The organism is Streptomyces sp. NPDC030862 (assembly GCF_055571835.1).
Genome location: NZ_JBVIEN010000001.1, coordinates 844096 through 869327, shown reverse-complemented (window position 1 = coordinate 869327; position 25232 = coordinate 844096). Strand labels below are relative to the sequence as shown.

General features: G+C 74.2%; 28 protein-coding genes. 10 read left to right on the top strand and 18 right to left on the bottom strand.

What is annotated here, in order from left to right; genetic code table 11:
- Positions 1-8 precede the first annotated feature (8 nt).
- The 4 genes from ACZ42X_RS03985 to ACZ42X_RS03970 all read right to left on the bottom strand — a co-directional run bounded on the left by ACZ42X_RS03985 (position 9) and on the right by ACZ42X_RS03970 (position 2242).
- Entirely contained in the window at positions 9-434 is a 426-nt protein-coding gene (locus ACZ42X_RS03985) for a peptidoglycan-binding domain-containing protein (protein WP_468283982.1), read from the bottom strand.
- Between the two features lie 48 nt (positions 435-482).
- Positions 483-1481, bottom strand: coding sequence for a peptidoglycan recognition protein family protein (locus ACZ42X_RS03980; protein WP_468283980.1), 999 nt, complete (start codon positions 1479-1481; stop codon positions 483-485).
- A 53-nt stretch (positions 1482-1534) separates the two neighbouring features.
- Positions 1535-1786, bottom strand: a complete 252-nt coding sequence (locus ACZ42X_RS03975; protein ID WP_468283978.1) for a hypothetical protein — start codon at positions 1784-1786, stop codon at positions 1535-1537.
- A 90-nt stretch (positions 1787-1876) separates the two neighbouring features.
- The gene (locus ACZ42X_RS03970; protein ID WP_468283976.1) at positions 1877-2242 is read right to left on the bottom strand and encodes a peptidoglycan-binding domain-containing protein; all 366 of its coding nucleotides are present in this window, start codon (positions 2240-2242) and stop codon (positions 1877-1879) included.
- 354 nt (positions 2243-2596) lie between these two features.
- On the opposite strand from ACZ42X_RS03970, the gene ACZ42X_RS03965 reads away from it, so the two are divergent.
- Positions 2597-6406 carry a WD40 repeat domain-containing protein gene (locus ACZ42X_RS03965; RefSeq protein ID WP_468283974.1) on the top strand — a complete coding sequence of 1270 codons (3810 nt, stop codon included), beginning with the start codon at positions 2597-2599 and terminating at the stop codon, positions 6404-6406.
- Between the two features lie 53 nt (positions 6407-6459).
- Here the strand turns inward: ACZ42X_RS03965 and ACZ42X_RS03960 are convergent, their stop codons facing one another.
- A complete protein-coding gene (locus ACZ42X_RS03960) occupies positions 6460-7020 on the bottom strand; it encodes a hemerythrin domain-containing protein (protein WP_468283972.1) in 561 nt (186 codons plus the stop codon).
- A gap of 116 nt (positions 7021-7136) precedes the next feature.
- Here ACZ42X_RS03960 and ACZ42X_RS03955 point away from each other — a divergent pair, with 116 nt between their 5' ends.
- Entirely contained in the window at positions 7137-7661 is a 525-nt protein-coding gene (locus ACZ42X_RS03955; protein WP_468283970.1) for a hypothetical protein, read from the top strand.
- Positions 7662-7853: 192 nt separating this feature from the next.
- Positions 7854-8981: a carboxylate-amine ligase gene (locus ACZ42X_RS03950; RefSeq protein WP_468283968.1), complete on the top strand. Its 1128-nt coding sequence runs from the start codon at positions 7854-7856 to the stop codon at positions 8979-8981.
- 9 nt (positions 8982-8990) lie between these two features.
- Here the strand turns inward: ACZ42X_RS03950 and ACZ42X_RS03945 are convergent, their stop codons facing one another.
- Genes ACZ42X_RS03945 through ACZ42X_RS03935 form a run of 3 tightly spaced genes read right to left on the bottom strand, consistent with a single transcriptional unit; the run spans position 8991 to position 11114 of the window.
- A complete protein-coding gene (locus ACZ42X_RS03945; RefSeq protein WP_468283966.1) occupies positions 8991-9692 on the bottom strand; it encodes a 2OG-Fe dioxygenase family protein in 702 nt (233 codons plus the stop codon).
- 25 nt (positions 9693-9717) lie between these two features.
- Positions 9718-10419, bottom strand: a complete 702-nt coding sequence (locus ACZ42X_RS03940) for a phosphoribosyltransferase (RefSeq protein WP_468283964.1) — start codon at positions 10417-10419, stop codon at positions 9718-9720.
- 20 nt (positions 10420-10439) lie between these two features.
- Positions 10440-11114, bottom strand: a complete 675-nt coding sequence (locus ACZ42X_RS03935; protein ID WP_468283962.1) for a dienelactone hydrolase family protein — start codon at positions 11112-11114, stop codon at positions 10440-10442.
- Positions 11115-11351: 237 nt separating this feature from the next.
- Here ACZ42X_RS03935 and ACZ42X_RS03930 point away from each other — a divergent pair, with 237 nt between their 5' ends.
- The 5 genes from ACZ42X_RS03930 (at position 11352) to ACZ42X_RS03910 (ending at position 16949) form a co-directional block, all read left to right on the top strand.
- Positions 11352-12185, top strand: coding sequence for a M55 family metallopeptidase (locus tag ACZ42X_RS03930; protein WP_468284128.1), 834 nt, complete (start codon positions 11352-11354; stop codon positions 12183-12185).
- Positions 12178-13539 carry a M20/M25/M40 family metallo-hydrolase gene (locus tag ACZ42X_RS03925; RefSeq protein ID WP_468283960.1) on the top strand — a complete coding sequence of 454 codons (1362 nt, stop codon included), beginning with the start codon at positions 12178-12180 and terminating at the stop codon, positions 13537-13539. Before ACZ42X_RS03930 ends, ACZ42X_RS03925 begins: the two co-directional genes overlap by 8 nt.
- A 44-nt stretch (positions 13540-13583) precedes the next feature.
- Positions 13584-15563 (top strand): prolyl oligopeptidase family serine peptidase, encoded by a 1980-nt coding sequence (locus tag ACZ42X_RS03920; RefSeq protein WP_468283958.1) that lies wholly within the window; start codon positions 13584-13586, stop codon positions 15561-15563.
- Positions 15560-16504, top strand: coding sequence for a S66 peptidase family protein (locus ACZ42X_RS03915; protein WP_468283956.1), 945 nt, complete (start codon positions 15560-15562; stop codon positions 16502-16504). The genes ACZ42X_RS03920 and ACZ42X_RS03915 overlap by 4 nt, the downstream gene beginning before the upstream one ends.
- Before the next feature lie 124 nt (positions 16505-16628).
- A complete protein-coding gene (locus ACZ42X_RS03910) occupies positions 16629-16949 on the top strand; it encodes a hypothetical protein (RefSeq protein ID WP_468283954.1) in 321 nt (106 codons plus the stop codon).
- 39 nt (positions 16950-16988) lie between these two features.
- On the opposite strand, the gene ACZ42X_RS03905 is transcribed toward ACZ42X_RS03910, so the two are convergent.
- Positions 16989-18086, bottom strand: a complete 1098-nt coding sequence (locus ACZ42X_RS03905) for an adenosine deaminase (protein WP_468283952.1) — start codon at positions 18084-18086, stop codon at positions 16989-16991.
- A gap of 95 nt (positions 18087-18181) precedes the next feature.
- Positions 18182-18931, bottom strand: a complete 750-nt coding sequence (locus ACZ42X_RS03900) for a GntR family transcriptional regulator (protein WP_468283950.1) — start codon at positions 18929-18931, stop codon at positions 18182-18184.
- Between the two features lie 210 nt (positions 18932-19141).
- Here ACZ42X_RS03900 and ACZ42X_RS03895 point away from each other — a divergent pair, with 210 nt between their 5' ends.
- On the top strand, positions 19142-20614 hold the full coding sequence (locus ACZ42X_RS03895) for an MFS transporter (RefSeq protein WP_468283948.1): 1473 nt from the start codon (positions 19142-19144) through the stop codon (positions 20612-20614).
- A gap of 105 nt (positions 20615-20719) precedes the next feature.
- Positions 20720-21283, top strand: coding sequence for a GNAT family N-acetyltransferase (locus ACZ42X_RS03890; RefSeq protein ID WP_468283946.1), 564 nt, complete (start codon positions 20720-20722; stop codon positions 21281-21283).
- A 68-nt stretch (positions 21284-21351) separates the two neighbouring features.
- Here ACZ42X_RS03890 and ACZ42X_RS03885 read toward each other — a convergent pair whose 3' ends face one another.
- From ACZ42X_RS03885 to ACZ42X_RS03850, 8 genes are all read right to left on the bottom strand, one after another.
- Entirely contained in the window at positions 21352-21525 is a 174-nt protein-coding gene (locus ACZ42X_RS03885; protein ID WP_468283944.1) for a CsbD family protein, read from the bottom strand.
- Positions 21526-21587: 62 nt separating this feature from the next.
- The gene (locus ACZ42X_RS03880; protein ID WP_468283942.1) at positions 21588-22004 is read right to left on the bottom strand and encodes a gas vesicle protein K; all 417 of its coding nucleotides are present in this window, start codon (positions 22002-22004) and stop codon (positions 21588-21590) included.
- Complete coding sequence (locus ACZ42X_RS03875; protein WP_468283940.1) at positions 21994-22278, bottom strand: gas vesicle protein; 285 nt, start codon at positions 22276-22278, stop codon at positions 21994-21996. Before ACZ42X_RS03875 ends, ACZ42X_RS03880 begins: the two co-directional genes overlap by 11 nt.
- Positions 22275-23084, bottom strand: coding sequence for a GvpL/GvpF family gas vesicle protein (locus ACZ42X_RS03870; RefSeq protein WP_468283938.1), 810 nt, complete (start codon positions 23082-23084; stop codon positions 22275-22277). Before ACZ42X_RS03870 ends, ACZ42X_RS03875 begins: the two co-directional genes overlap by 4 nt.
- Entirely contained in the window at positions 23084-23497 is a 414-nt protein-coding gene (locus ACZ42X_RS03865; RefSeq protein WP_468283936.1) for a gas vesicle protein, read from the bottom strand. Before ACZ42X_RS03865 ends, ACZ42X_RS03870 begins: the two co-directional genes overlap by 1 nt.
- A 27-nt stretch (positions 23498-23524) precedes the next feature.
- Complete coding sequence (locus ACZ42X_RS03860) at positions 23525-24541, bottom strand: SRPBCC family protein (RefSeq protein WP_468283934.1); 1017 nt, start codon at positions 24539-24541, stop codon at positions 23525-23527.
- Complete coding sequence (locus ACZ42X_RS03855) at positions 24538-24981, bottom strand: hypothetical protein (protein WP_468283932.1); 444 nt, start codon at positions 24979-24981, stop codon at positions 24538-24540. Before ACZ42X_RS03855 ends, ACZ42X_RS03860 begins: the two co-directional genes overlap by 4 nt.
- Entirely contained in the window at positions 24978-25226 is a 249-nt protein-coding gene (locus ACZ42X_RS03850) for a gas vesicle protein GvpG (protein WP_468283930.1), read from the bottom strand. The genes ACZ42X_RS03855 and ACZ42X_RS03850 overlap by 4 nt, the downstream gene beginning before the upstream one ends.
- Positions 25227-25232: the final 6 nt, after the last annotated feature.

Genomic DNA, 25232 nt, shown 5'->3' with positions numbered 1-25232 from the left:
GGTCCGGATCAGGCCGCGGCCGGGTCACCGCACTTCCGCAGCTCTCGCCAGGTGTGCGGGCCGACTTTCCCGTCGGGGGCGATGCCGTGGTCGCGCTGGAAGCGCTTGACGGACGCTTCCAGGCCCGGTCCGAACACGCCGTCGAGCTCTGCGGCGTAGCCGCATTGCCGCAGCAGGCACTGGATTTCCAGGACCTTCTTCCCGGTCTCTCCCCGGATGACCATGTCGCTGCCGGAGTAGTGGCCGCAGTAGCCCGGCAGGCCGTCGCTCGGCGCGGCGGCGACCGTCGGCTGGGGCGCGGCCGGGGGCGCGGTGGAGGCGCGGGCGGACGTGGCCGTGACCGTGAGCGCGGCCAGGGTCGCGGCGGCGAACGTGCCGATCCAGGTGCTGATCCGTGCGCGGCCACGGCCGCGGGGCGTGGGCGAGGGGAGCAAGGCGGTCTCCTTCCGGTGTCAGGTGATTCGATGTCAGGTGACGTGGTCTCAGGTGACGGGGGCGGACCAGGCCGCCTGCCAGGTCGCCGGTCCGACGGTGCCGTCCGCGGTGAGCCGCTTCTCCCGCTGGAAGGCGAGGCACACCTCCCGCGACCGGCTGCCGTACACCCCGTCCGCGTCGAGGGACCAGCCCCTCTCGCGCATGCGGGCCTGCCACGTGGCGACCCCGGGGTGCCGGGTGAACGGCGGGTAGCTGAAGAGCACCCCGGGCCAGGGCGGTGCGTCGCGGTGGGAGCTGTCGCCGTCCGCGGGGGCGGTCACGGGGGCGCGCCAGGCCGCCTGCCAGGTGTCGCGGCCGACGACGCCGTCGACGGTGAGCCCCTTCTCCCGCTGGAAGGCGAGGCACACCCGGCGGGACTGCTCCCCGTACGCGCCGTCCACGTCGATGGTCCAGCCGCGCTTGCGCATCTGTTCCTGCCACGTCCTCGCGCTCCAGTGCACGGTGACGGGCGGGTACTGCAGCAGCACGCCCGGCCAGGGGACCTCCTGCCCGGGCGGAGGCGGTTCCTCCCCGCCCGGCCCCGGGGCGGTTCCGGGCTCGAACCGCCCGTCGCGCACATACGCGTAGAGCGCCCCGGGGCATTCCGTGGCCGTGAGATCACGGTGCCCGACGATGCGGGCCCCGGCGCCGCCGAGGGAACGCAGGCCGGCGATGGCGGTGCGGATCGCCTCGACCAACCCGGGGGTGACGGGGTCGTAGCCGCCGGCGGGTCCGCCCGTCAGCGCGCACACCGCGTAGAAGCGGTCGTTGGCGTCCTTGGTGCCGTTCGCCCCGGTCCTGACGCCGTATCCGCGGCCTTCGAACACATAGCCGTGCGGGCACGCCAGGAAGGAGTAGGCGATGTCGTCGTACTCCCCGCTCATATGGGTGTCCTGCACACTGCGTACCAGTGGAGCGCACTGGGCATGGCTTGCGAGGGCCAGCGGCCTTTCGCCGATGTGGTGGACGGCCACACCGCCGTCGCCGGGCCGTATGTCGTGGGACACCTTTTTCGGCGCCTTGGCGCCCCATGCCGCACGGGTGACCAGCCGGGACGCCATCAGCGCTCGCCCCCGCCCGTGCAGTGGACCCAGCCGTTGAGCGGTTCGCGGGACACGCCCTCGGCGTACCAGTGGTCGGAGACCACCGGGATGATGGCGTCCGGGTCCGTGGGTTTGAGCATGTCCCGCGTGCCGGGTCCGGCGGGGGAAGGTATGGCGGCGGCAGCGGTCCGGGCGCCGCTGAGCGAGAGCGCCGTGGCGGCGGCTGCCGAGCAGGCTGTCAGGAGGATGTGTCTTCGGGAGAGTCGCATGTGTCTCCTCGTGTCGAGGCGGGCTGGTCGACGGCCAGGACCGGCCGGGACCGGCCAGGGCAGCGCCCCGGCCGGTCCCGGCTCGTGTCGTCAGCCGCGCAGCGCCCGCCAGGTGTTCGGCCCGACCTTGCCGTCGGCGGCGAGCCCGCGGTCACGCTGGAACTTCTTGACCGCGCTCTCGGTGGACGGCCCGAAGTCGCCGTCGATGCCGGACGAGCCGATGCCGTAACCCCAGTAGTCACGCAGGAGGCACTGGATCTCCTTCACGTGGTTGCCTCGGTCACCGCGGTCCGCGTACTTGGTGCCGCTGTGGTAGCCGCAGTAGAACGCGGCGGCCGCCACCTGCTCACCGGAGGCGGGGGCCGGAGCCGGGGCGGCCATGGCCGAGGCGGCGCCGCCGAGGAGGAGCGCGCCGGCGAGGGCGGCGGGGACGAGACCACGCATCGTCTTGGTCATGAGTGCGTATCCCTTTCCGTACAAGAGGTGTCGTAGTACCGGAGTACGCGACCGCGCTCCGGGTACCGCACGCCGTCGGACGACGGGCGGACGCTGCCGCGCCCCGTCCTCCGGCTCGACCGATCTTGTCGGGGCGGTATTTGTTAAGCACCCCCCTCACCTGGGGCTTTTCAATTCCGGGACAGCTGTCGGACATGGGGGGGACATGGGGTGGTCGAGCCGGGGCGGCCGGAAACGGGCCTTGTCACGACTCTTCGCACCTTCGTACGGTGGCGGTCGATCTTGAGCCGGGCCGCTTCCCACAGGACGGCGGCGTGGCCCGGCACCGGGGGCCGAGGGGCCGAGGGGGCGGACGTGGGGCGTCGGGAGAAGCCGCTGGACCCGAACGCGGGGCCGGTGGAGCGGTTCGCCGCGGAGCTGCGGGCGTTGCGCGCGGCAGCGGGCGGGCCCACCTACCGCGCGATGGCGCAGCGAACGACCTACTCCGCTCCGGCCTTGTCCCAGGCCGCCTCCGGCGAGAAGCTGCCCACGCTCGCCGTGACGCTGGCGTACGTGGCCGCCTGCGGCGGTGACGCGGCGCGGTGGGAGAAGCGGTGGCACGCGGCGGCGGAGGACGCGGCCGCGTCGTCCCGCGCCGAGGACGACGGCGAGGAATCGCCGTACCGGGGGCTGACCCGGTTCGAACCGGCCGACAGCGACGTGTTCTTCGGGCGCGAGGAACTGGTCGACGGGCTGATGGAGCTGCTGCGCACGCACCGGTGCACAGCGGTGCTCGGCCCCTCCGGCAGCGGCAAGTCCTCCCTCCTGCGCGCCGGTCTGATACCCCGTCTCCGCCAGGCCGACCTGCCGGAGGACCGCCCCGCCGCCCTGCGCATCCTCACCCCGGGCGACCGTCCGGCGCGCACGCACGCCGACGCGCTGGAGCCGGCCGCCGGCGCGGGGGACACCTTCGTGCTGGTGGACCAGTTCGAGGAGGTCTTCACCCTCTGCGCGGATCCCGCCGAACGAGCCGAGTTCCTCCGCCGTCTCCTCGCCGCCCGGGAGCCAGGCAGCCGACTGCGCGTGGTGCTGGGCGTGCGCGCCGACTTCTACGGCCGGTGCCTGGAGTACCCGGAACTCGTGTCCGTCCTGAAGGACGCCGCCCTGCCCGTAGGGCCCATGAGCCCCGCGGAACTGAGGGAGGCGATCGTCAGACCCGCGACCGTACGCGGCCTGATCGTGGAACGCGCCCTCACCACCCGGTTGGTGACCGAGACCGCCGGCGAACCGGGGGGCCTGCCCCTGCTGTCGCACGCCCTGCTGGAAACCTGGCGCCGGCGCTCCGGGCGCGTGCTGACCCTACGGGCGTACGAGGCGGCCGGCGGGGTGCGCGGGGCGATCGCCAAGACGGCGGAGGACCTGTACGGGCGGCTGACCGCCGGGCAGCGCGTCCTGGTACGCAGGATCCTGCTCCGGCTGATCACCCCGGGCGACGGCACCCCCGACACCCGCCGCCCCGCGGACCGCGCGGAGCTGCGGACGGACGGCCCCGCAAGCACGGCCGCGACGGCCGCGACGGCCGGGAGCGACGGGGTGGACGAGGTACTGGAACGCCTGGCTCGTGCCCGGCTGATCACCCTGGACGGCACCGCCGTCCAGCTCGCGCACGAGGCGCTGATCACCGCTTGGCCCCGGCTGCGGACATGGATCGAGGAGGACCGGCACCGCCTGCGGATCCTGCGCCGCCTCACCCAGGCGGCCGTCGCCTGGAACGACCTGGGCCGCGACGCCGGAGCGCTGTACCGAGGGGCGCGGCTGGACGAGGCGGAGGCACACTTCGGCGGGCCCGGCACGAGCGAGCTGACGGCGCTGGAGCGGGAGTTCCTGGAAACCAGCCGCGTCAGCCGGGCCCGGGAACGCCGCCGCCTGCGCGGACTGGCCGGGAGCGTGTCCCTGCTTCTCGTCCTCGTGCTCGTCGCGGGCGTCGTCGCCTGGCAGCAGAACCGGACCAGCGAGCAGCAGCAGGCCCAGCTCACGGCCCGGCGCGTCGCCGCCCTCGCCGACAGCATGCGCCGCAGCGACCCCCGTACGGCGGTGCGGCTCAGCGTCGCCGCGTGGCGGATCGCCCGGACTCCGGAGACGTACGCCGCGCTGATGCGGGCGGCCACCCAGCCCGAGTCCGACCTCTTCACCGCTCCGGCCTCCGGCGCGGCCACCCCCAAGGACATCTTCCTGAGCCCCGACGGCCGCACCCTGCGCCTGCACCGGGGCGACCGGCTGGAGGAGTGGGACGTTTCCACCCGGCGCCATGCCGCCACCCGCGCGCTGCCCGGTGCCGGACCGAACCACTCGGTCACCCCCAGTCCGAGCGGCCGCCACGTCCTCGGCACCGATCCGATGGACGACGAGATCCTCGCCTGGGACACCGCCACGGGCACCCGCCGGGTCCTCGCCCGCCTGCCGGAGCGGCCGGTCGCGTTCCGCGCGTCGTGGGAGGGCTCCGACCACCTCGCCGTCCTGCTGCTGGACGCGGGCGTGCAGCTCTGGGACGTACGCGACGGGCGCCGCGTCCTCGACCACTTCCCGGCCCCCGCCGGGGACGCGACGGCCCCCGCACGCGTCGCCGTCAGCCCCGACGACCGTGCCGCCGCGGTGTGCGTCGGCAGCGCCCTGACGCTGTGGAACCTCGCCTCTCCGGGACGCCCCGCCACCCCCGCGAAGGCACGCGCGATGCGGGTCGACTGCGGAGAGCTCTCCCTGGGCTTCACCCCCGACGCCAGGGCCCTGGCCCTCCTCGACCCCGAGGGCATCCGGCTGATCGACCCCGCGACGGGCCGGCTGCGGGCCCGCGTCATGCGTACGGGCCTCCGCGAGTTCTCCTTCAGCGCCGACTCCCGCTACCTGGCGGCGCTCGGCGAGGACGAAGCGCTGCTGTGGCGAACGGACGCCCTGACTCCGGCCGTGCCGGCCTCCCGCATGAGCCTCGAGCCAATCGGGTCGGGGGCCGCCCCTCCGCCCGTCTTCCGCTATCCCCTGGCCGGTGAGGCGGCCACGGCGCTCACGATCGACGCCTCCGGCGGAACCCTGCGGTACCTGACCTCCGACGGCGGTCAGGAGGCGGCCGTACGTACCCTCGTTCCCGGCCTGGCCCTGACCACCCGGACCTGGCACGCCGCCCCACTGCAGTCCGCACGCTTCGGGCCCGGCGCCCGTCTGCTGCTGACCGAAAGCCACCAGGCGGGGACGGCACGCTTCCGGCTGCGCGACCTAGAGGGCGGGACTCCACCGGTCACCCTGCCGAGCCTGCCCCTGCCGGCCGACCCGAGCGTCGACGAGGGCTACACGACGCGGCTCAACTCGTTCAGCCCCGACGGAGCATGGCTCACGTACGGTACGACGCACACCAGCGCCCAGCCCGCGAGGCTCTGGAGCGTCCGCCACCGCCGCAGCGAGGGCACCCTCACCGAGCCGGGGGGCCGGGGACCGCTCATCGCCGTGCTCCTGGCCGGCAACCCCGGCCGGGCGAAGAAGCCGCCGGCGTACGCCGCCTCTCCGAACGGCGTGTGGGACCTGACCCGAGGGAGGAAGCTCGCCGACGCGAAGGACGCGGAGACGGGCCATTCGGCTCTCGCCCTCCGGCCATCCGGCGACAGGCTGGCCGCCGGAACCGGGACGGTCGTCGAGCTCCCGCGCGGGGCGCTGTCGCATCAGGCATGGCGAGGAGGGCGGGACCACCCCCTCGCGTTCAGTCCCGACGGTGCACTGCTGGCCGTGGGCACGGACCAGGGGCACGTCGCCCTGTGGGACGGCACGGGGCACCGGCGTCTCGGCGTCCTCGCCCCGCTCACGGTCGGCGCCCCGGGGGCGGTCACCGCCCTGGCGTTCTCACCCGACGGCCGGACCCTCGCCGTCGGAGACGCGGCGGGAGCGGTGCGGCTCTGGGACGTACCGTCCCACCAGCCCCTGGGCACGCAGCTGCCCGGTCCGGGGGACGCCGTCCTCGACCTCGCCTTCGATCCGGCGGGCCGAAAGCTGCACGTCGCGGGCTCCCACACGGAGGCCCGCGCGCACGACCTGGACGCCGAGACCGTCGTCAAGAGCCTCTGCCGCCGCGCCCCCGCGCCGCTCACCCCGGCGGAATGGGCGGCCCTGGTCCCCGGCGCCCCCTACCGGGGGACATGCTGAGGGCCGCCCGGAGATCCACCGGGCGGCCCTCAGCACGTGCGTCAGGGGCCGGCTCAGCTCTTGCCGCGGCCGGACATCATGTCGCGAAGGCGGTCCACCATCCCGGCGCCCGGGGCGAGGAGCTTGTTCGCCGGAGGCTTGTCCGGGGCCGAGGGGTGCGGGCGCGTCGGGGCGGTCTTCTTCGCCTGGCGCACCTTGTCGCCCAGCTCGTTCAGCATCTCGGGGGAGCACGCCTCCCGCAGCCGCGGGAAGAGGTTGTTCTCCTCGTCCACCACGTGCGCCCGGATCTCCGTCATGAGCTTGTTCATGAGCATGTCGAAGCGGGGGTCGTCCGCCGCGCAGCCCTCCAGGTCCTTCATGGTCTGCTCGGCGGCGGCGTGGTCGCGGAGCTCCTTGTCGGCGAGGGCGTCACCCCCGTCGATGTGCTTGCGCACCGCCGGGTAGAGGTACTCCTCCTCGGCCACCGAGTGCCGGACCAGTTCCATGGTGACCTGGTCCGCGTACTGCTTCCGCTGTTCGTCACCGGACGGCAGTTCCTCGATGGTGCTGAACAGTTCCTCCACCTCCTCGTGGTCGCTGGTCAGCTCCGCGATCACGTCTCCGCCGTGTCCCATGACCTCACTCCTCTGCGCGGTGTGCGGGATTCGGATGCCCATGATGTGGTTCAGGCCACGCACTTCCCGTGAGCCACGCCATTTGTCGCCGCGAATGGCGGCGATAGCGTTCCGGCGTGACCGCACACCACCTCACCCCGCTCATCACGGCGACCGCGCAGTGGCTGACCCGCGCCTACCCGTCGGGCGGCGGTGCGCTGGAGTCCGCCCTCGCCGGCGTACAGGCGCGGCAGGCCGTGACCGTTGCGGCGTGGCTGCGCTACCCCACCGACCTGGACGCGGCGCTCGTCGCCATCGCCGGGCCGGGCGGCTCGGCCCGGCTCGACTGGGTCACCGGCGCGGACGACACCGACGCCGACACCTACGCCTGGCGCACCTGGGTCGACGAGGTCGTCGCCAGCTGGGCGGCGGTCCTGCTCAGCACCCCGGGGCTGGCCGCGACCGCCATGGACGCGCTGGCCGCCTGCGGCCGCCTGACGGGGGCACCGGTCGACTTCCGCCGCCTGGTCACGCCCGACGAACACGACCGGCGCGCCGCCGCGCTGCTGCGCCACCCCGACCTGCTCGCGCCGATAGCGGACCTGCACCGCACGGAACTGCTGGAGCGCCTGGAAGCCGGGGTCGGCGGGCACGCGCGGTAGCCCCCTGCCGCTCCCGAGGTCCGTCACCGGGCCACTACAGGGAAGGCGGGACTCCGTCGCCACGGGACGAGCTGGACGATTCCGCAGGCCACCTCGACGGTGAGGAACAGCCACAAGACCCGCGAGGCGCCGTGGGCGAGCGCGTACGCCATCCAAGGCGACAACGCCGCCGAAGGGCGCGATGCTGAATCCGTGAACAGCCCGGATTTCGGCGAGCCGCCCACGGTCGGGGTGGAGGAGGAGTTCTTCCTCGTCGACCCGGCCGACCACAGCGCGGCAGCGGCCGGTACGCGCGTGGTCGCGCGCGTTCCGCCCCCACTCGCGGAGAGCGTCTCGGGGGAGTTCACGGAGTACCAGGTCGAGGGGAAGACCGCGCCCTGCTCCCGCGTGGACGAGCTGCGCGCCCAGCTGCTCGCCGTCCGCGCCGGCCTGGCCGCCGCCGCGCGGGCCGAGGGCCTGCGCCTGTGCGCCTCCGGCACGCCGGTCATCGGCGGCGACGGCGGGCGCGCCGAGATCGCCGGCCATCCGCGCTACGGGGCGGGGGCACGGCAGTACCGCGCGATGCACGACGACTTCGCCGTCTGCGCCTTCCACGCCCACGTCCACCTGCCCGACCGGGAGACGGCCGTCCTCGTCGGCAACCATCTGCGGCCCTGGCTGCCGCTGCTCGTCGCGATGAGCGCCAACTCGCCCTTCCACCAGGGCCGGGACACCGGCTACGCCAGCTGGCGCTCCGTGATCCGCGGCCGCTTCCCGTGCCTCGGCCCGCCGCCGTACGCCGAGTCGCTCGCCGATCACGAGCGGATCGCCGCCGCCATGGCGGCCAGTGAGGCGATGCTGGAGCCCGGCATGCCGTTCTGGGACGTACGGCCCAACCCGCGCCTGCCGACGGTCGAGGTCCGCACCATGGACGTCCTGTCGGACGTGGACGACACGGTGGCGCTCACGGCGCTGATCAGGGCGCTCGTCGCGACGGCCGCCCGGCGCGTGGCCGCCGGCGACCCAGGGCCCCGCACCGGCGCCGAGCTGCTGCGCGCGGCGTACTGGCGCGCCGCGCGGGACGGCTGGTCCGGCCACGGCGTCGACGCGCCGACCGGGCGCGTGCTGCCCACGCCGGTCCAGGCGCGGCGCCTGGTCGAGCACGTGGGCCCCGCCCTCCGCGCGTACGGGGACGAGGGCGAGGTCGCGGCCTTCCTGCGGCGGCTGGAGCTGCGCGGGTCCGGCGCCGAGCGCCAGCGGGCCCGCCTGGCCGCCGAGCCGCGCCTGGGCGCGGTGGTGGAGGGCCTGGTCCGCGACACGTGCCCGGAAGACGGCGCGTAAGGCGGGGCCTCAGCCGGGCGGGAGCAGCGTCGTCACCAGGACGTCGCGGCGCGCGGGCCGCTCCGGGGCGAGCGGGCGGATCGGGGACACCTCGTGGAGGGTGCGCCGGTCGTCGCCCAGCAGCAGGCTGCCCGGCTCGTCGAGCGTCGTCGTCAGGAGGTGCTCGCCGTCGGCGCCGTACACCGAGCTGGCGCCGCCCGTGGCGTTCTCGCGGCCGATCAGCAGCGAGGTGACGAGCGTGACGCCGTCGCGGTGCCGCCCCTCGGGGGTGGGCTGCCCGTCCTGCCCGGCGGAGGCGAGCACCCGGAAGGGGTGCACCTTCACCTGCCACTCGTCCCGGTCCTCCAGACAGCTCGCCACCCGCCCGAGCAGCCGGATCAGGGACGCCAGCAGGGGATCGGCGGTGAACGCGTCGGTCAGCGGCTCGAAGTGCCGGTCGACGCCGACGTACATCGGATTGCTGGCCTCCGGCTGGACGAACGCGTCGTGCGGCCGCGGGGTCAGCCGTCCGTCGCGCGTCAGGGCGAACGTGCCGTACCGGCGCATCCGCACCGTGCCGCTCTCGGCCGCGTACGGGTCCGGCGCCAGGTCGTCCCAGTGGGCGGCGAACCGCGCCCAGCCGTCCGCGTCCGTGCCCACGCACGCGGACACCTCGGCCGGCTCCATCGGGTGCGTGCCGGTCGACAGCAGGGCCCGCCGGGCTGCTTCCACGGGCGCCTCCGCGCCTCTCCTCATGTCACTCAACACGTCCCCCATCGTCCGCCGACCCGCCGCCCGCCGCATCCCCGCGCGGCTCGCGCGCCGCGCTCAGGAGGCGGATCACCTCGTCGTCGCCCACCTGGTCGAAGTCCAGGTACCACTGGCCCACCGACGAGAACGGCCGCGGCTGGTGCAGCCAGACCAGGTCGTCGGCCTCCGCGCCCACCAGCTCCGCCGCCTCGCGCGAGCACACCGGCACGGCCATGATCAGCTCGGCCGGCTCCAGGCCGCGCGCGGACCTCAGCGCCGCGCGGGCGGTGACGCCGGTGGCCAGGCCGTCGTCGACCAGGACGACCGTGCGGCCGTGTACGTCCGGCAGCGGCCGGCCGCCCCGGTAGAGGTCCTCGCGCCGGTGGAGCTCGGTCCGTTCGCGCGCCACCGTCGGCCCGAGGCGGTCCTCCGTGAGGTCCAGCATGGCCAGCGTCCGCTGGTCGTACAGCGGCGGCCCGTCCCCGGCCACCGCGCCGACGCCCAGCTCCGGATTGAACGGCGCGCCGATCTTGCGGACGACGAGGACGTCCAGCGGCGCGCCCAGCGCCTTCGCGATCTCGACGGCGACCGGCACCCCGCCGCGGGGCAGGGCCAGCACCACCGGATCCGTCAGCCGGCCCTCGCGCTGCCGGCCGGCGAGGCGGGCGGCGAGTTCGCGCCCGGCCTCGGTGCGGTTCCGCAGGAGCACGGCTCCCTCACCTCCCTCGCTCACTGCCCTCCCGCCCCGCCGGGCACGGCCATCTGGCCGAACCACTTCCGCGCCGCCGCCGCGACCTCCTCCAGAGCCCCCGGCTCCTCGAAGAGATGCGTGGCACCCGGCACCACGTGGATGCGGTACGGGGCGCTCAGCCGCTCCGCGGCCTCCTCGTTCAGCCGCAGCACCTGGTGGTCCTCGCCGCCGACCACCAGCAGGACCGGCGCGCGCACGGCGGGCAGCACCTCGTCGCCCGCCAGATCCGGCCGCCCGCCCCGCGACACCACGGCCCGGACGCCGTCCGGCCGCTCGGCGGCCGCCACCAGCGCCGCCGCGGCCCCGGTGCTCGCGCCGAACAGCCCCACCGGCAGCCCCGCCGTGTCCGGCTCCGTACCCAGCCAGTCCACCGTCGCCGTCATCCGCCGCCCCAGCAGCGCGATGTCGAAGCGCAGCTCGGCGGTGACCATGTCGACACGCTCCTCCTGCTGGGTGAGCAGGTCGAGGAGCAGGGTGCCGAGCCCCGCCTCCCGGAGCGCCTCCGCGACCGCCCGGTTGCGGGGGCTGTGCCGCGAGCTGCCGCTGCCGTGGGCGAAGGCCACCACGGCCCGCGCGTCCGCCGGGAGCGCCAGGTCGCCGACCAGGGGCGCGTCACCGGCGTCGATACGGGCGGTCCGCGATGCCGTCGTCATGGCCCACACCTCCGTCCAGCCCACGTCCGTCCGGCTCTCCCGCCGCCCGGGGTACCCAGCGACGGGCGTGACATGCGGTACGCGGGGTCTGTTTCGGGGCCCGGGGCGGTCGGTAGGGTCGGACCTCTCCCGCACGGAGCACGGAACGCACGCGACGCACGCAGCACGGAACGCACGCAGCACGGAACGCACGCAGCACGGAACGCACGACGGAACGGAGTGGCACGCCAAGTGGGCTTGAAGATCCTCATCAGCGCCGACATGGAGGGCGCCACCGGCGTCACCTGGCCGGCCGACGTGCTGCCGGGCACACCCCAGTGGGAACGCTGCCGCGCCCTGTTCACCTCCGACGTGAACGCCGCGGTCCTCGGCTTCCTCGACGGCGGCGCCGAGCGCGTCCTGATCAACGAAGCCCACTGGACCATGCGCAACCTGCTGCTGGAACGGCTCGACGAGCGCGCCGAGATGCTCACCGGCCGCCACAAGTCGCTGTCCATGGTGGAGGGCGTCCAGCACGGCGACGTCGACGGCGTCGCCTTCGTCGGCTACCACACGGGCGCCGGCACCGAGGGCGTCCTCGCCCACACCTACCTCGCCAACTCCATCACCGGCGTCTGGCTCAACGGCGTGCGCGCCAGCGAGGGCCTGCTCAACGCGCATGTCGTCGCCGAGTACGGCGTACCCGTCATCCTCGTCACCGGCGACGACCTGACCTGCGACGACGCACTCGGCTACGCGCCCGAGGCCCGCAAGGTCGCGGTCAAGGACCACGTGTCGCGGTATGCCGCGGTGTGCCGCACCCCCACCCGTACGGCCGCTGACATCCGCGCCGCGGCCAAGGAGGCGACCGCTCTCGCCGTACGGTACGAACCGGTGCGCGGCGGGCCGTTCACCGTGGAGCTGGAGTTCGACGCCGAGCACCTCGCGGCGGCCGCCACCGTCGTACCCGGCGTGGCGGTGAGCGGGGAGCGGCGGGTGGCGTACACCAGCGAGACGATGTACGAGGGCATCCGCGCCTTCAAGGCGGTCACCACGATCGTCTCGGCCGCGGTGGAGGAGCAGTATGGCTGACGTGACGTCCCTGGGCACCCCGGAGAACGGGCCCTTCGACACCGACTCGGAGGCGCTCGACGAGGTCGTGACCTTCACCTCCGAGCTCATCCGGATCGACACCACCAACCGCGGCAGCGGCGACTGCCGGGAGCGGCCCGCCGCCGAGTACGTCGCCGAGAAGCTCGCCGAGGCCGGCCTGGAACCGGCCCTGCTGGAGCGCACGCCCGGCCGTACCAACGTGGTGGCGCGGATCGAGGGCACCGACCCGTCCGCCGACGCCCTCCTCGTCCACGGCCACCTCGACGTCGTCCCCGCCGACGCCGACGACTGGGACGTGCACCCCTTCTCCGGCGAGGTCCGCGACGGGCTGGTCTGGGGCCGGGGCGCCGTCGACATGAAGAACATGGACGCGATGATCCTGGCGGTCGTCCGCGAATGGGCGCGCCACGGCATCCGGCCCCGGCGCGACATCGTCATCGCGTACACCGCCGACGAGGAGGCCAGCGCCATCGACGGCGCCGGCTACCTCGCCCGCCACCAGGCGCACCTCTTCGAGGGCTGCACCGAGGGCATCGGCGAGTCCGGCGCCTACACCTTCCACGCCGGACCCGACCTCGCGCTCTACCCCATCGGGGCGGGGGAGCGGGGCACCGGCTGGGTCAAGCTCACCGCCGAGGGCCGGGCCGGCCACGGCTCCAAGGTCAACCGGGAGAACGCCGTCAGCCGCATCGCGGCGGCCGTCGCCCGCATCGGCGAGCACCAGTGGCCCGTCCGGCTCACCCCCACCGTGCGCGCCGCGCTCACCGAGATCGCCGCGCTGTACGGCATCGAAGCCGACGTCGACGCGCCCGACTTCGACGCGGACGCGCTGCTGGCGAAGCTCGGCCGGGCCGCCGCCCTCGTCGAGCCGACCGTACGCAACAGCGCCAACCCGACCATGCTGCACGCCGGTTACAAGGTGAACGTCATCCCGGGGACCGCCAGCGCCCACATCGACGGGCGGTTCGTCCCCGGCGGCGAGGACGAGTTCGCCGCGACCATGGACCGGCTCACCGGCCCGGACGTCGCGTGGGAGTTCCAGCACCGGGAGATCGCCCTCCAGGCGCCGGTCGACTCGCCGACGTACGAGAAGATGCGCGCCGCGCTGCTGCACTTCGACCCGGACGCGCACGTCGTGCCGTTCTGCATGTCCGGTGGCACCGACGCCAAGCACTTCGCCCGCCTCGGCATCACCGGCTACGGCTTCTCCCCGCTGAGGCTGCCCATCGGCTTCGACTACCAGGCGCTCTTCCACGGCGTCGACGAGCGCGTCCCCATCGAGGCGCTCCACTTCGGCATCCGCGTCCTCGACCGCTACCTGCAGACCGCGTAACGCGTAAGACCGCGCGACAAGAACATGTGAGGGGGAGCACCCGGATGGTACCCACGGGGGCTTACGGAACCTGGCCGTCACCCATCGGCGCCTCGCTCGCCGCCGCGCACGACGGCCGTCCCGAGTACGTCGGCGTGGTCGGCGACGAGATGTGGTGGACCGAGCCCCGGCCCACCGAGGGAGGCCGGCGCACCCTGGTGCGCCGGCGCACCGACGGCACCGAGGAGCCGGTGCTGCCCGCCCCGTGGAACGTCCGCAGCCGGGTCCTCGAGTACGGCGGCAGCCCCTGGGCCGGGACGGTGCGCGCGACCGGACCGCTGGTCGTCTTCAGCCACTTCCCCGACCAGCGGCTGTACGCGTACGAGCCCGACGGCGACACCCCGCCGCGCCCCCTCACCCCGCTCTCCCCGGTCGGCGGCGGGCTGCGCTGGGCCGACCCCGTCGTCCGCCCCGAGCGCGGCGAGGTGTGGTGCGTCCTGGAGGAGTTCACCGGCGAGGGGCCGGGGGACGTGCGGCGGGTCATCGCCGCCGTACCGCTCGACGGCTCGGCCGCCGACGACCGGGCCGCCGTACGCGAACTGACCGACGGCACGCACCGGTTCGTCACCGGACCCCGCCTCTCACCGGACGGGCGCCGCGCCGCGTGGATCGCCTGGGACCACCCGGACATGCCGTGGGACGGCACGCTCCTGATGACCGGGGAGGTGAACGAGGACGGCCCCTTCACGGGCGTACGGCAGGCCGGGGGCGGTGACGGCGAGGCGGTCTGCCAGGCCGACTGGGCGGCCGACGGGTCGCTGCTGTACGTCTCCGACCGGCGCGGCTGGTGGGAGCCGTACCGCCTGCGGCCCGGCTCGTCCACGCCGGCCGCGCTGTGCACCGGCCGCGCCGAGGAGTTCGGCGGGCCGCTGTGGAAGGTGGGCATGCGGTGGTTCCACCCGCTCGACAACGGCCTCGTCGCCGTCATCCACGGCCGGGGCGCCACCGCCCTCGGCATACTCGACCCCGAGACCGGCGAACTCGTCGACGCCGCCGGGCCCTGGACCGAGTGGGCGCCCACCCTCGCCGCCCACGGCAGCCGCGTCGTCGGCGTCGCGGCCAGCCCCCGCAGCGCGTACGAGGTCGTCGAACTCGACACCGGCACGGGCAGGGCACGGGTGATCGGTTCCGCGCACGACGACCCCGTCGACCCCGCGTACTACCCCGAACCGCAGATCCGCACCTTCACCGGCCCCGACAACCGCGAGATCCACGCCCACATCTACCCACCGCACAACCCCGACCGCAGCGCCCCCGACGACGAGCTGCCGCCGTTCGTGGTGTGGGCGCACGGCGGCCCCACCGGCCACGCGCCGCTCGTCCTCGACCTGGAGATCGCCTACTTCACCTCGCGCGGCATCGGCGTCGCCGAGGTCAACTACGGCGGCTCCACCGGCTACGGGCGCGCCTACCGCGAGCGGCTGCGCGAGCAGTGGGGCGTCGTGGACGTCGAGGACTGCGCCGCCGTCGCCGAGGCGCTCGCCGCCGAAGGCACCGCCGACCCGGCCCGCCTCGCGATCCGCGGCGGCAGCGCGGGCGGCTGGACCGCCGCCGTCTCGCTCGCCGTCACCCGCGTCTACGCCTGCGGCACGCTCCTCTACCCCGTCCTGGACCTGGAGGGCTGGGCCGAGGAGACCCACGACTTCGAGTCCCGCTACCTGGAGTCCCTGATCGGCCCGCCCGGCGAGGTCCCCGGCCGCTACCGCGAGCGTGCGCCGATCGAGCTGGCCGAGCGGATCACCGCGCCGTTCCTGCTGCTCCAGGGGCTCGACGACGTCGTCTGCCCGCCCGCCCAGACGGAACGTTTCCTGGCCCGGATGGCGGGGCGCGGCGTACCGCACACGTACCTCGCCTTCGAGGGGGAGGGGCACGGTTTCCGGCAGGCCGACACGATGACGCGGGCGCTGGAGTCGGAACTCGCCCTGTACGTCCAGGTCTTCGGCGTCACCCGCTTCGACGTACCGCTGCTGGAGCTGCGGAAGTGACCCCTCCGGTCGTCCGCCCGCTGGAGCGGCCGCGCCGGCTGCGGCCCGGTGACCGCGTCGCGATCGTCGCGACCAGCGGGCCGGTGGCCGAGGAGCGGCTCCGTGCGGGGCTGGACATCCTGCGCGGCTGGGGGCTCGACCCGGTGGTGGGGCCCCACGTCCTCGACCGGCACCCGGGCGGCCTCGGGTACCTCGCGGGCGAGGACGCGGCACGCGCCCGCGACCTGACGCGGGCCTGGTGCGACCCGACGGTCGCGGCGGTCCTGTGCGCACGCGGCGGCTACGGCGCCCAGCGCATGGCCGACCTCGTCGACTGGCCGGCGATGCGCGCGGCCCGGCCCAAGGTGTTCGTCGGCTACAGCGACGTGACCGCGCTCCACGAGGCGTTCGCCGTACGGCTGGGCCTGGCCACGCTGCACGGCCCGATGGCCGCCGCGGTCACCTTCCTTGAGGACGCCCGCACCCGGGAGTCGCTGCGCGCCACGCTCCTCGACCCCGAGTCCGTACGCACCCTGGGCCTGGACACCGCCCGTCCGCTGGTGCCCGGCCGGGCGCGGGGCGTCACCCTGGGCGGCTGCCTCACCCTCCTCGCCGCCGAGCTCGGCACGTCCGGGGCGCGGCCGTCCGCGCGGGGCGGCCTGCTCCTCCTGGAGGACACCGGCGAGGAGCCGTACCGTCTGGACCGCGCGCTCACCCAGCTGCTGCGGTCCGGATGGCTCGACGGCGTCGCGGGTGTCGCCCTCGGCTCCTGGCAGGCCTGCGGCCCGTACGAAGCGGTCCGCGCGACCCTGCGCGACCGGCTGGCCGGGCTCGGTGTGCCGGTCGTCGAGGAGCTGGGCTTCGGGCACGGCCCGACGAACCTGACCGTGCCGCTGGGCGTGCCCGCCGTCCTGGACGCGGAGGAGGGCACGCTGACGTGCGAGGTGCCTGCGCTGCGGTGAGCCGCCCCCGTCGTCAGGCCGCGGCGGCGCAGGGCGCGCCGCAGCACCTGCGGGCCGCGTCCGATCGGGCGCACTCGGGTGCCGCCCGGGTATGGCCGGCGGGCCGTCCGGTCACCTTGTCCGCATGAGCGAATCCTCAGGTACGCCTTCCAGGCCTTCCACACCGCCGCCCGATGAAGAGGTCGCCGCGCGCCTCGTCCCCGCATGGCTGGAGGAGGCCGCCCGGTTCGACGCGCCCGCGGCCGAGGAGGCGAGGCGCGGCTGGGAGCGGGGGCGGCTGTCGCCCGATGCCGCCCGGGAGCTGGCCGACTGGGTCACGGCGCGCGTGACCGAGACGGCCTTCAACCGGGACGAGGGCCCCGCCCGGCGGGGCCCCGTGCACGTCAGCGTCGCCGACAAGGCGGCGGTGCACCGCTGGCTGGCCGCGCAGGGGTACGACGTCTGACCGACGCCGGAGCACTCCCGCGCGGCCGGGCCCGGTGGCTCAGCGGCCGGCCGCGAGGGCGGCGTAACCCGGGTGGATCACCTCGTCGATGAGGCGCCGGCGCTCCGGCAGCGGCAGGAACGCGGCCTCGACGGCGGCGACCGTGAACTCCTCGAAGACCTCGGGACCGTAGCCGAAGGCGTCCGCCATGTGCTGGAACTCCCGGCTCATGGTGGTGCCGGAGACCAGGCGGTTGTCGGTGTTCAGCGTGATGCGGAAGCCGAGGCGGCGCAGCTGGTCGATGGGGTGCGTGGCGTAGTCCTTCGCGGCGCCCGTCTGGAGGTTGGAGGTCGGGCAGACCTCCAGGGCGATGCGGTTGTCGCGGACGTACGCGGCCAGGTGGCCGAGCGTGCCGTCCTCGGCGATGTCGTCGGTGATCCGGACGCCGTGGCCGATCCGCTCGGCGCCGCAGACCTGCACCGCCTCGTGGATGGACTCGGCGCCGACGGCCTCGCCCGCGTGGATGGTGAAGTGGCAGTTGTGCCGCTTGAGGTGCTGGAAGGCGGGCAGGTGGCGGGCCGGCGGGTTGCCGATCTCGCCGCCCGCGATGTCGAAGCCCGCCACGCCGCGCTCGCGGTGCGCGACGGTCAGCTCGGCTATCTCCAGCGAGCGGTCCGTGTGGCGCATGCCGGTCAGCAGCGTGCCGACCGTGATGCGGCCGCCCGCGCGGCGCTCGCCCTCGCGGAAGCCGTCGTTCACCGCCTCCACGACCTCGTCGAGGGTGAGCCCGGCGGCGAGGTGCTGCTCGGGGGCGTACCGCACCTCGGCGTAGACCACGCCGTCCGCCGCCAGGTCCTCGGCGCACTCGGCCGCGACGCGGAACAGCGCCTCGCGGGTCTGCATCACCGCACAGGTGTGGGCGAACGTCTCCAGGTAGCGCTCCAGCGACCCGGAGTCCGCGGCGTCCCGGAACCACACGGCCAGCGCGGCCGGGTCCTCGGTCGGCAGGCCGGTGTAGCCGCAGTCGCGGGCCAGCTCGATGATCGTGGCGGGGCGCAGGCCGCCGTCCAGATGGTCGTGGAGGACGGCCTTGGGGGCGCGCACGATCCAGTCGGCGGGGGCGAGGGCAGCGGCGGGGAGGTTGTCAGACAAGTGCATGGGGCGCGAGTGTACGCCAAGGGGCGCGGGCGGCGCCGTGACGCGGGCGACAGCCCCCACTGGCGCGGCCGCCCGAAGGGCGCCGGGTGAGGGCCTCAGGACGACTGGAGGACCGGGAGCGCCGCCGCGCCCGTCGGGAGCATGTGCTTGGCCGCCATGACCGGGGTGTCGCCCACCCGCACCACCTGCGTGACCAGCACCGCCGGGGTGTCGGCCGACCGGGCCAGCTGTTCGCCGCGCCGCTGGCCGACGAGCGTCGCCGTCACGGTGCTGTGCGCCGACAGCGGCACGCCGCGCGAGGCGCCGGTCAGTACGGCCAGCATCGAGGTGCCGACGGGGTCGGGCTGGGCGTCCAGGGCCCGGGCGAAGGCGGGGTGCACCCGCTCCAGGACGTCCTCCGCCGCCGCCCACTCCTGGCTCAGCGCCGCCGCCGTACCGTCCGCCGCCAGCAGTGACTCCCAGAACCGCAGCTCCGCGCGGGCGGGTGCCAGCAGGTGCTGGGTGGTGAAGTCCGTCGGCTCCTCCACCGTGCGCAGCAGCCCCCGCACGCGCACCGGCGCGCCCGCGCCGATCAGCTCCTCGAGCGGCTGGATGTGCTCGAAGCCGCGCCGCGGCGGCCGGTCGTTGACGGTGCGGCCCACGCCGCGGCGCACCGACAGCAGGCCGTCCTCCTGGAGCAGCAGCAGGGCCTCGCGCAGGGCCGGGCGGCTGACGCCCAGCTCGGCGGCGAGCTTCGGCTCGGAGGGGAGGGTGGAGCCGGGCGGATAGGTGCCCGCGTGGATCGCGTCCACGATCCGCTCGTACAGCACCACGACCGGTCTCCGCTGCTCTGCGCTGACCACCACTGCCCCTCCTCGGCTCACTTGTCTGCAAGTTATGCCGAGCCGACCCGGGCAGGCAATGGCCAACCTCCCTGGTCCCTCTCATCTGAGCTGCGAAAACGCCAAAAGTTTGCTCGGAGGTCTTGACGTCGACGCGCGTAGATCCCAGGCTGTGTCAGCAATGCTTGTCTGACAAGCGCCATTCGACATGACATCCAAGGCAAAGGGGCCGACATGTCCATCTCGTTCGGCCGGACGCGTTCCGGAGCCGAAGCGGCCACATCCGACCTGGCGGGGCGCGGCCCCATGCTGCTGGCGATGGTGCTCGCCGTCCTCGGCTACCAGATCAACGCCACCATGCTCAGCCCCGCACTGCCCGATGTCATCGAGCGCCTCGGCACCACCACCGCGGCCGCCGGCCTCTCCCAGACGCTGTTCTTCCTCATGGCGGCCATCGGCCAGGTCACCCTCGCCCGCCTGAGCGACCAGCGCGGCCGCAAGCCGATGATGCTGCTCTGCGCGGTCGTCCTGATCGTCGGCAACCTGCTCTGCGTCTTCGCGCCGAACATCGAGATCTTCATCGCGGGCCGCGTCCTCCAGGGCGTCTCCGCCGCGATGTTCACCCTCGCCTTCCTCACCCTGAACCAGCTGCTCACCCCGGCCGGCTTCGGCAAGGCCGCCGGCATCATCACCGCCGTCAACGGCGGCCTCGCCGGTGTCGACGCCATCGCGGGCGGCCAGATCGCCGACACCATCGGCTTCCGCGGCATCTTCGTCTGCTCCACGCTGATCGCCGTCGCCGGCCTCCTCGGCGTACGCCGGTACGTCCCCGACGTCCCGCCCACCGCCGACGCCGACGCCCGCTTCGACTCCCGCGGCATCGCCGCCCTCGCCCTCGGCCTCACCGGCATCCTCGTCGGCCTCGCCCAGGGCGCCGCCTGGGGCTGGACCTCCGCCCTCACCCTGGGCTTCCTGATCGGCGGCGTCGCCGCACTCGTCTTCTTCGTCGTCTCGCAGAAGAGCGCCGCCAACCCGGTCATCGACCTCGACGTCCTCGCCTCGCGCCGCGCCTGGCCGCTGCTGCTGACCACGATCTGCACCCTCGGCGGAGCCTTCGGCGCGATCGCGCTCACCATCCCGCTCTTCTCCCAGGACGCCCGGGTCGGCCTCGGCCTCTCCGCCGTCACCGCCGCCGTCCTCTTCCTCACCCCCATCCAGCTGATCGGCGTGGTGTCCGCCCCGCTGACCGGCCGCCTCGGCCCGAAGATCGGCTGGCGCACGATCGTGGTCGCCGGCGCGATCGCCAACTTCGCCATCTTCGTCTTCGCCACGCTGTTCCTGCACAACGAGTGGATCCTGGTGGCCGCCCTCGCCGCGCTCGGCGTCACGTACGGCGGCTTCATGCTCACCGGCCTCAACGGTCTCGCCGTCACCACCGCCCCCAAGGACAAGCCCGGTTCGCTCTCCGGCCTCAACGGCGCCTGCTTCGGCATCGGGGCCTCGCTCGGCATCGCCCTCGCCTCCGCCATGATCACGGCGGGCAGCGACGCGGGCGGCGTCACCGAGGCCGGTTACCAGCACGCCATGTACACGGCGCTCGCGCTGCTCGCCGTCGGAGTCGTCACCGCCCTGCTCATCCAGCGCCCGGACCCGGCGGAGGCCGACGACGCGGACGACGAGCGCCAGGTGGTCCTCACCCACCACTGAGCCCTCTCACCCGTACGGCCGCTTCCACCGCCCCCGTGCGACCAGGATCCACTCGTCCTGGTCCCGGGGGCGGCGGTCCGTTGATCACCCGGCTAGCCTGACCGGATGCACGGCATCCGTTCGTCCACCCCTCCGTACCTGACCGAGGGCCCCCGCGTGGCCCTGCGCCACCTGACGTACGAGGACGCCGACGAGTTCACCGCGCGGGCGAGGGAGAGCCGGGAACTGCACAGGCCCTGGCTCTTCCCCCCCGTGGACGCCGACGCGTACGCCCGCTACGCCCGGCCCCTCGTCGAGGGGGACGACCGCGAGTCCTTCCTGGTCTGCGAGCGGGACGCGGACGGCGCCATCGCCGGGTTCGTCAACATCAACAACATCGTGCGCGGCGGCTTCCTCAGCGGCGCGCTCGGGTACGGAGCCTTCGCCCACGCCGCCGGGCGCGGCCTGATGAGCGAGGCGCTCGGCCTGGTGCTGCAGTACGCCTTCGGCCCGCTGGGCCTGCACCGGCTGGAGGCCAACGTCCAGCCGCTGAACACCGCCTCCCTCGCGCTCGTACGCCGTGCCGGCTTCCGGCTGGAGGGCTTCTCGCCCGCGTTCCTCTTCGTCGACGGGGAGTGGCGCGACCACGAGCGCTGGGCGATCACCGCGGACATGGTCGCGGACGTGTGACCGCATGGGAACGGGCGGCGAAAGCGGGCTTCCCCGCTTCCGCCGCCCGTGACCCGGAACCCCGGCGGTCAGTGCTTGAAGGTGTCCTTGGCCTTCTCGACCGCCTGCTTGGCGTCACCCTTGGCCTGCTCCGCCCGGCCCTCCATCTCCAGGCTCTCGTTCCCCGTAGCCCTTCCGACGGCCTCCTTCGCCTTCCCCTTGGCGGTCTGACCGGCGTTCTTCGCCTTCTTCTCACTGCTCATATCTGTCACCTCCAGTCCGCTTCTGCCCGCTGCGGCGCGGGCCAATCAGGGTCAAAGCAGGATCAACGCGGATCCTCGGGCGGCGGGAGCAGACTGCCGAGCGGGCCGAGGTCCAGATTCAGCTCCGCCATGGTCAGGCCGTAGCGGGCGCACAGCTCGGTCATCCGGTCGTGCAGGAGCATGAGGGTCGTCCCGAGGCGCTCCTCCTCGTCCTCGGTGAGGTCACCGGCGTCCACCCGGTGCAGCGCCTGCCGCTCCATGAGCTGCCGCAGCAGCTCGACCAGGGTGAGGACCAGCCTCATCAGGTCGCGCTCCACCGTGTCGGGGTCGGCGTTGATCCGGTGCGTGGGCGCGGACGGGCGCCCGGCGCCGGGTCGGGGCAGCTCGCGCGGCGCGGCGGGGAGCAGCCGGAAGGCGCGGGCCGCCGCGTCGGCGAGCTCCCGGTAGCGGTCGACGGGCCCGCCGGGGTCATCGGACATCCCGCACCTGCCCGGTACCCGGGACGCCTCGCACGTCGGGCAGGGGGAGGCCCGTCCACGGGGAGGGATTCTCCGCGCTGATGGACACGATCAGGGTGCGCAGGGAGATCCGTACGAGGTCGATGTCGGCGACGGACAGCGTGATGTCGCCGGTGACCACGACCCCGCTGGTGAGCAGCCGGTCCAGCAGGTCGATCAGCGCGATCTGCCGGCCGGGCGCCCGCGCCCCGCCGCCGACGCCCCCTGCGCCCTCCCTGCCGCTCGCGCTCGTCATCCCGTGCCCGCCTCCCGCCCGGGCGCGGCCGGCGCGGCGGCCGCGAAGGAGTACGGTGCCCACGGGCCGGTGACCTCGGCGCGGACGACCTCGGTGTCCGCCGCCGCCTCCTCGACGGCGGCGCGGAAGGCGTCGGACCGGTCGGCCGCCACCAGGTAGGCGTGGTTGGCGATGTTCTCGAACGGCCCCTGCACCAGTGGCCCCTGCTGCACCCGGTGCCGTGTGTGTTCGACGGCACGGGAACGGGCGGCGGTGTGGACGCGCTCCGCCGCCGCCAGGGCCTCGCGGTACGCGTCGTCCCGGGCGTGCCGTTCGTGGCGGCGGGTGCGCAGGTAGGCCCGGCCGGGGCTCAGCTCGTCCTCGGGAGGCGGGGCCGAGCCGGCCGCCGACGCGTCCGCCGGAGGCACGAAGAAGACCTTCACGCCCCACTCCACATGGCCCGCGAGGTGTGCGAGGCGGGGCAGGAACTCGTCCCGGCCCGCCGTCAGCAGGGCGTGGACCCCCGTGTCGTCGCGGTACACCGTGGCCAGCCGCAGCGGCAGCACGGTGGCGCGGGCCGCCACCGCGTCGACGACACCGTGGTGGGCCCGGGCCACGGCCTCCAGCCAGGCGAGGTCCTCCAGGTGGGCGGCGAGCGGGGCCTCTTCGAAATCGGCGGCCGGCACGTCGCTGACCACCGCCGCAACCCCGCGGTCCGTCACCGCGCGGACCGGCGCGCCGGCGACGCCCCGCAGCCCGGCGACGCCGTCGTCCAGCCCCGGTGCCGCCTCCGCGACCCCGTACACGTAACGGACCGTGCCGCTCATCACCGGCCTCCGGAACGCCGCCCGTCGCCCGGGTCCTCCTCGTCCCGTACGGTTTCCCCGCCCGCCGGGACGGCCCGCCGGCCGGTGCGGAGTGCGGCGATCTCCTCGCGCAGCCGCCGGTTCTCCTCGGCGAGCCCGGGCCGCTCGGTCGCCCGGGACGAGAGCGCCGGGTCGTGCTCCCACCAGTCGATGCCCATCTCCTTGGCCTTGTCGACCGATGCCACCAGCAGGCGCAGCTTGATGGTGAGGAGCTCGATGTCGAGGAGATTGATCCGGATGTCCCCCGCGATGACGATGCCCTTGTCCAGGACGCGTTCGAGGATGTCGGCCAGGTTGGTCGACGAACCCTGCCCGTACGGCGATCCCGCGCGGGAGGGGAAGGAGCCGAGGTCGCGGGGGAGGGGGTCGTTCACGGCCGGACGGCTTCGGTCCGGCGCCACTCAGTGGCGCGAGGGGGCGCGGCGGCGCGGCCGTTCGTCCTCGTACTCCTCGTACGCTTCGTAGTCCTCGTCGTCACGCGCATCGTCGTCCTCGGGCGCATCGTCGTCGTACCTCTTCTCGCGCTCGTACGGCTCCTCGGTCTCGGTCCCCGGCTCCTCGTCCTCTCCGCGGTCGTCGTCCCTCACGCGGTCGTCGTCCTGCCGGGCCTCGTCCTTCCTGCGGTCCTCGCCCTTGGCGCGGTCCTCGTCCTTCCCGCGGTCCTCGTCCTCTCCGCGGTCCTCGGCCACCCGGCCGTCGTGGATCTCGCCGCGCCAGCCCTCGGGGGGCTCGTCCTGGAACGTGACGTACTTGCGGAACAGCTTCAGGTCCAGACGGGCACGCCTGCCCTGGGCGCGCACCAGGTTCCCGGTCTTCTCCACCAGCCCCTTCGGGAAGTACTCCAGGACCAGCAGCACCTTGGTCAGGCTGTCGCCCAGCGGGTGGAAGGTGACGGCTCCCTTGGTGGTGCCCTTGGCGCCCTCCGACGTCCACACGATCCGCTCGTCGGGGACCTGCTCGACGACGGTCGCCTTCCAGCTGCGGTTGGCCTTGGCGACCTTCACCTGCCACTGCGAGGTGGTGTCGTCGGCGCGGTCCACGTTGACCACGCCCTTGGCGAAGCGGCCGAACTCCTGGAAGCGCGTCCACTGGTCGTACGCGTGGCGGACGGGTACGCCCACGTCGATGTCCTCGATGACGACGACGCTCTTGGCCCTGGTCTCGCCCTTGCGCCCACCCTTGCCGCCCAGGCCCAGCAGCCCGGACACCTTGTCCTTCACACCGCCGGTCACCTGCGACATCACCGCGGAGCCCAGGGCCTTCTTCGGATCGCCGAGCTGCTTGGTCGCCTCACCGAGGCGCTCCCCGACGGTGGTGACGGCCCGCTCCGCCCGGGCCTCCATGTACTGCCGCAGTTCCTCCATGAGCCGGTTGCCGGCCTCGCCGGTCAGGCCCGCGGGTCCGCTGCTGCCGGTCATTCCTCGGCCCTCCTCTTCGTACGCTCGCGGTCGCGTCCCCGGTCCTGGTCCTGGGGTTCCCGGTCCCGCCCCCGGTCCGGCTCCCGGTCCTGGTTCTCGTCCTGGTCCTGGGGCTCCCGGTCCTGTTCGCGGTCGCGCTCGCGGGCCGGGGCCTGCTCCCGGAGGCTGAGGGTCCGCTCGTGCAGGGTGTCGGCCAGCCGGTCCGCCTGGGCGGCCACGGCCGTGGCGGCGGCCTCGCGGCCGGCCGTGAGCAACTCCTCGCGGATCCGGCCACCGAGGTGCCCCAGGGCGGGCGAGCCCATGATCTGCGAGCTGACCTTGGTGGGGTCGATCTTCTTGCGGAGCATCCAGCTCGCCACGGTGATGGCGAACCTGCCCTTCTTGGTACGGCCCAGCACGTAGCCGCCGAGCAGCGCGGCGCCGGTCGTCATGTTCGTCATGGTGTGCCCTCCCGGAAGCGGCGGATCTCGTCGAGCCGGTCCAGCAGCTCGTCCTCCCGCCGGTCGAAGGTCTCCTGGTCGATCCGGCCCGAGACGAGTTCGTGCTCCAGCCGCGCGAGCTCGCGGATGACGGGCCCTTCGTCGTAGTACTCCTGCTCCGCCGCCTCGGTGACGCGCCGCACCACCCACCCCACGCCCCGCACCGGGGCGAGCGGGAGGGTGAGCAGCTGACTCAGTACGCCCATGACCGG

What these genes read in the sequence shown, in the direction of transcription:
- ACZ42X_RS03970 (WP_468283976.1), bottom strand. Translation starts at nt 2,242, where the DNA reads ATGACCAAGACGATGCGTGGTCTCGTCCCCGCCGCCCTCGCCGGCGCG.
- ACZ42X_RS03850 (WP_468283930.1), bottom strand. Translation starts at nt 25,226, where the DNA reads ATGGGCGTACTGAGTCAGCTGCTCACCCTCCCGCTCGCCCCGGTGCGG.
- ACZ42X_RS03895 (WP_468283948.1), top strand. Translation starts at nt 19,142, where the DNA reads ATGTCCATCTCGTTCGGCCGGACGCGTTCCGGAGCCGAAGCGGCCACA.
- ACZ42X_RS03880 (WP_468283942.1), bottom strand. Translation starts at nt 22,004, where the DNA reads ATGTCCGATGACCCCGGCGGGCCCGTCGACCGCTACCGGGAGCTCGCC.
- ACZ42X_RS03920 (WP_468283958.1), top strand. Translation starts at nt 13,584, where the DNA reads ATGGTACCCACGGGGGCTTACGGAACCTGGCCGTCACCCATCGGCGCC.
- ACZ42X_RS03975 (WP_468283978.1), bottom strand. Translation starts at nt 1,786, where the DNA reads ATGCGACTCTCCCGAAGACACATCCTCCTGACAGCCTGCTCGGCAGCC.
- ACZ42X_RS03855 (WP_468283932.1), bottom strand. Translation starts at nt 24,981, where the DNA reads ATGACGAACATGACGACCGGCGCCGCGCTGCTCGGCGGCTACGTGCTG.
- ACZ42X_RS03905 (WP_468283952.1), bottom strand. Translation starts at nt 18,086, where the DNA reads ATGCACTTGTCTGACAACCTCCCCGCCGCTGCCCTCGCCCCCGCCGAC.
- ACZ42X_RS03960 (WP_468283972.1), bottom strand. Translation starts at nt 7,020, where the DNA reads ATGGGACACGGCGGAGACGTGATCGCGGAGCTGACCAGCGACCACGAG.
- ACZ42X_RS03860 (WP_468283934.1), bottom strand. Translation starts at nt 24,541, where the DNA reads ATGACCGGCAGCAGCGGACCCGCGGGCCTGACCGGCGAGGCCGGCAAC.
- ACZ42X_RS03885 (WP_468283944.1), bottom strand. Translation starts at nt 21,525, where the DNA reads ATGAGCAGTGAGAAGAAGGCGAAGAACGCCGGTCAGACCGCCAAGGGG.
- ACZ42X_RS03935 (WP_468283962.1), bottom strand. Translation starts at nt 11,114, where the DNA reads ATGACGACGGCATCGCGGACCGCCCGTATCGACGCCGGTGACGCGCCC.
- ACZ42X_RS03870 (WP_468283938.1), bottom strand. Translation starts at nt 23,084, where the DNA reads ATGAGCGGCACGGTCCGTTACGTGTACGGGGTCGCGGAGGCGGCACCG.
- ACZ42X_RS03925 (WP_468283960.1), top strand. Translation starts at nt 12,178, where the DNA reads ATGGCTGACGTGACGTCCCTGGGCACCCCGGAGAACGGGCCCTTCGAC.
- ACZ42X_RS03875 (WP_468283940.1), bottom strand. Translation starts at nt 22,278, where the DNA reads ATGACGAGCGCGAGCGGCAGGGAGGGCGCAGGGGGCGTCGGCGGCGGG.
- ACZ42X_RS03890 (WP_468283946.1), top strand. Translation starts at nt 20,720, where the DNA reads ATGCACGGCATCCGTTCGTCCACCCCTCCGTACCTGACCGAGGGCCCC.
- ACZ42X_RS03910 (WP_468283954.1), top strand. Translation starts at nt 16,629, where the DNA reads ATGAGCGAATCCTCAGGTACGCCTTCCAGGCCTTCCACACCGCCGCCC.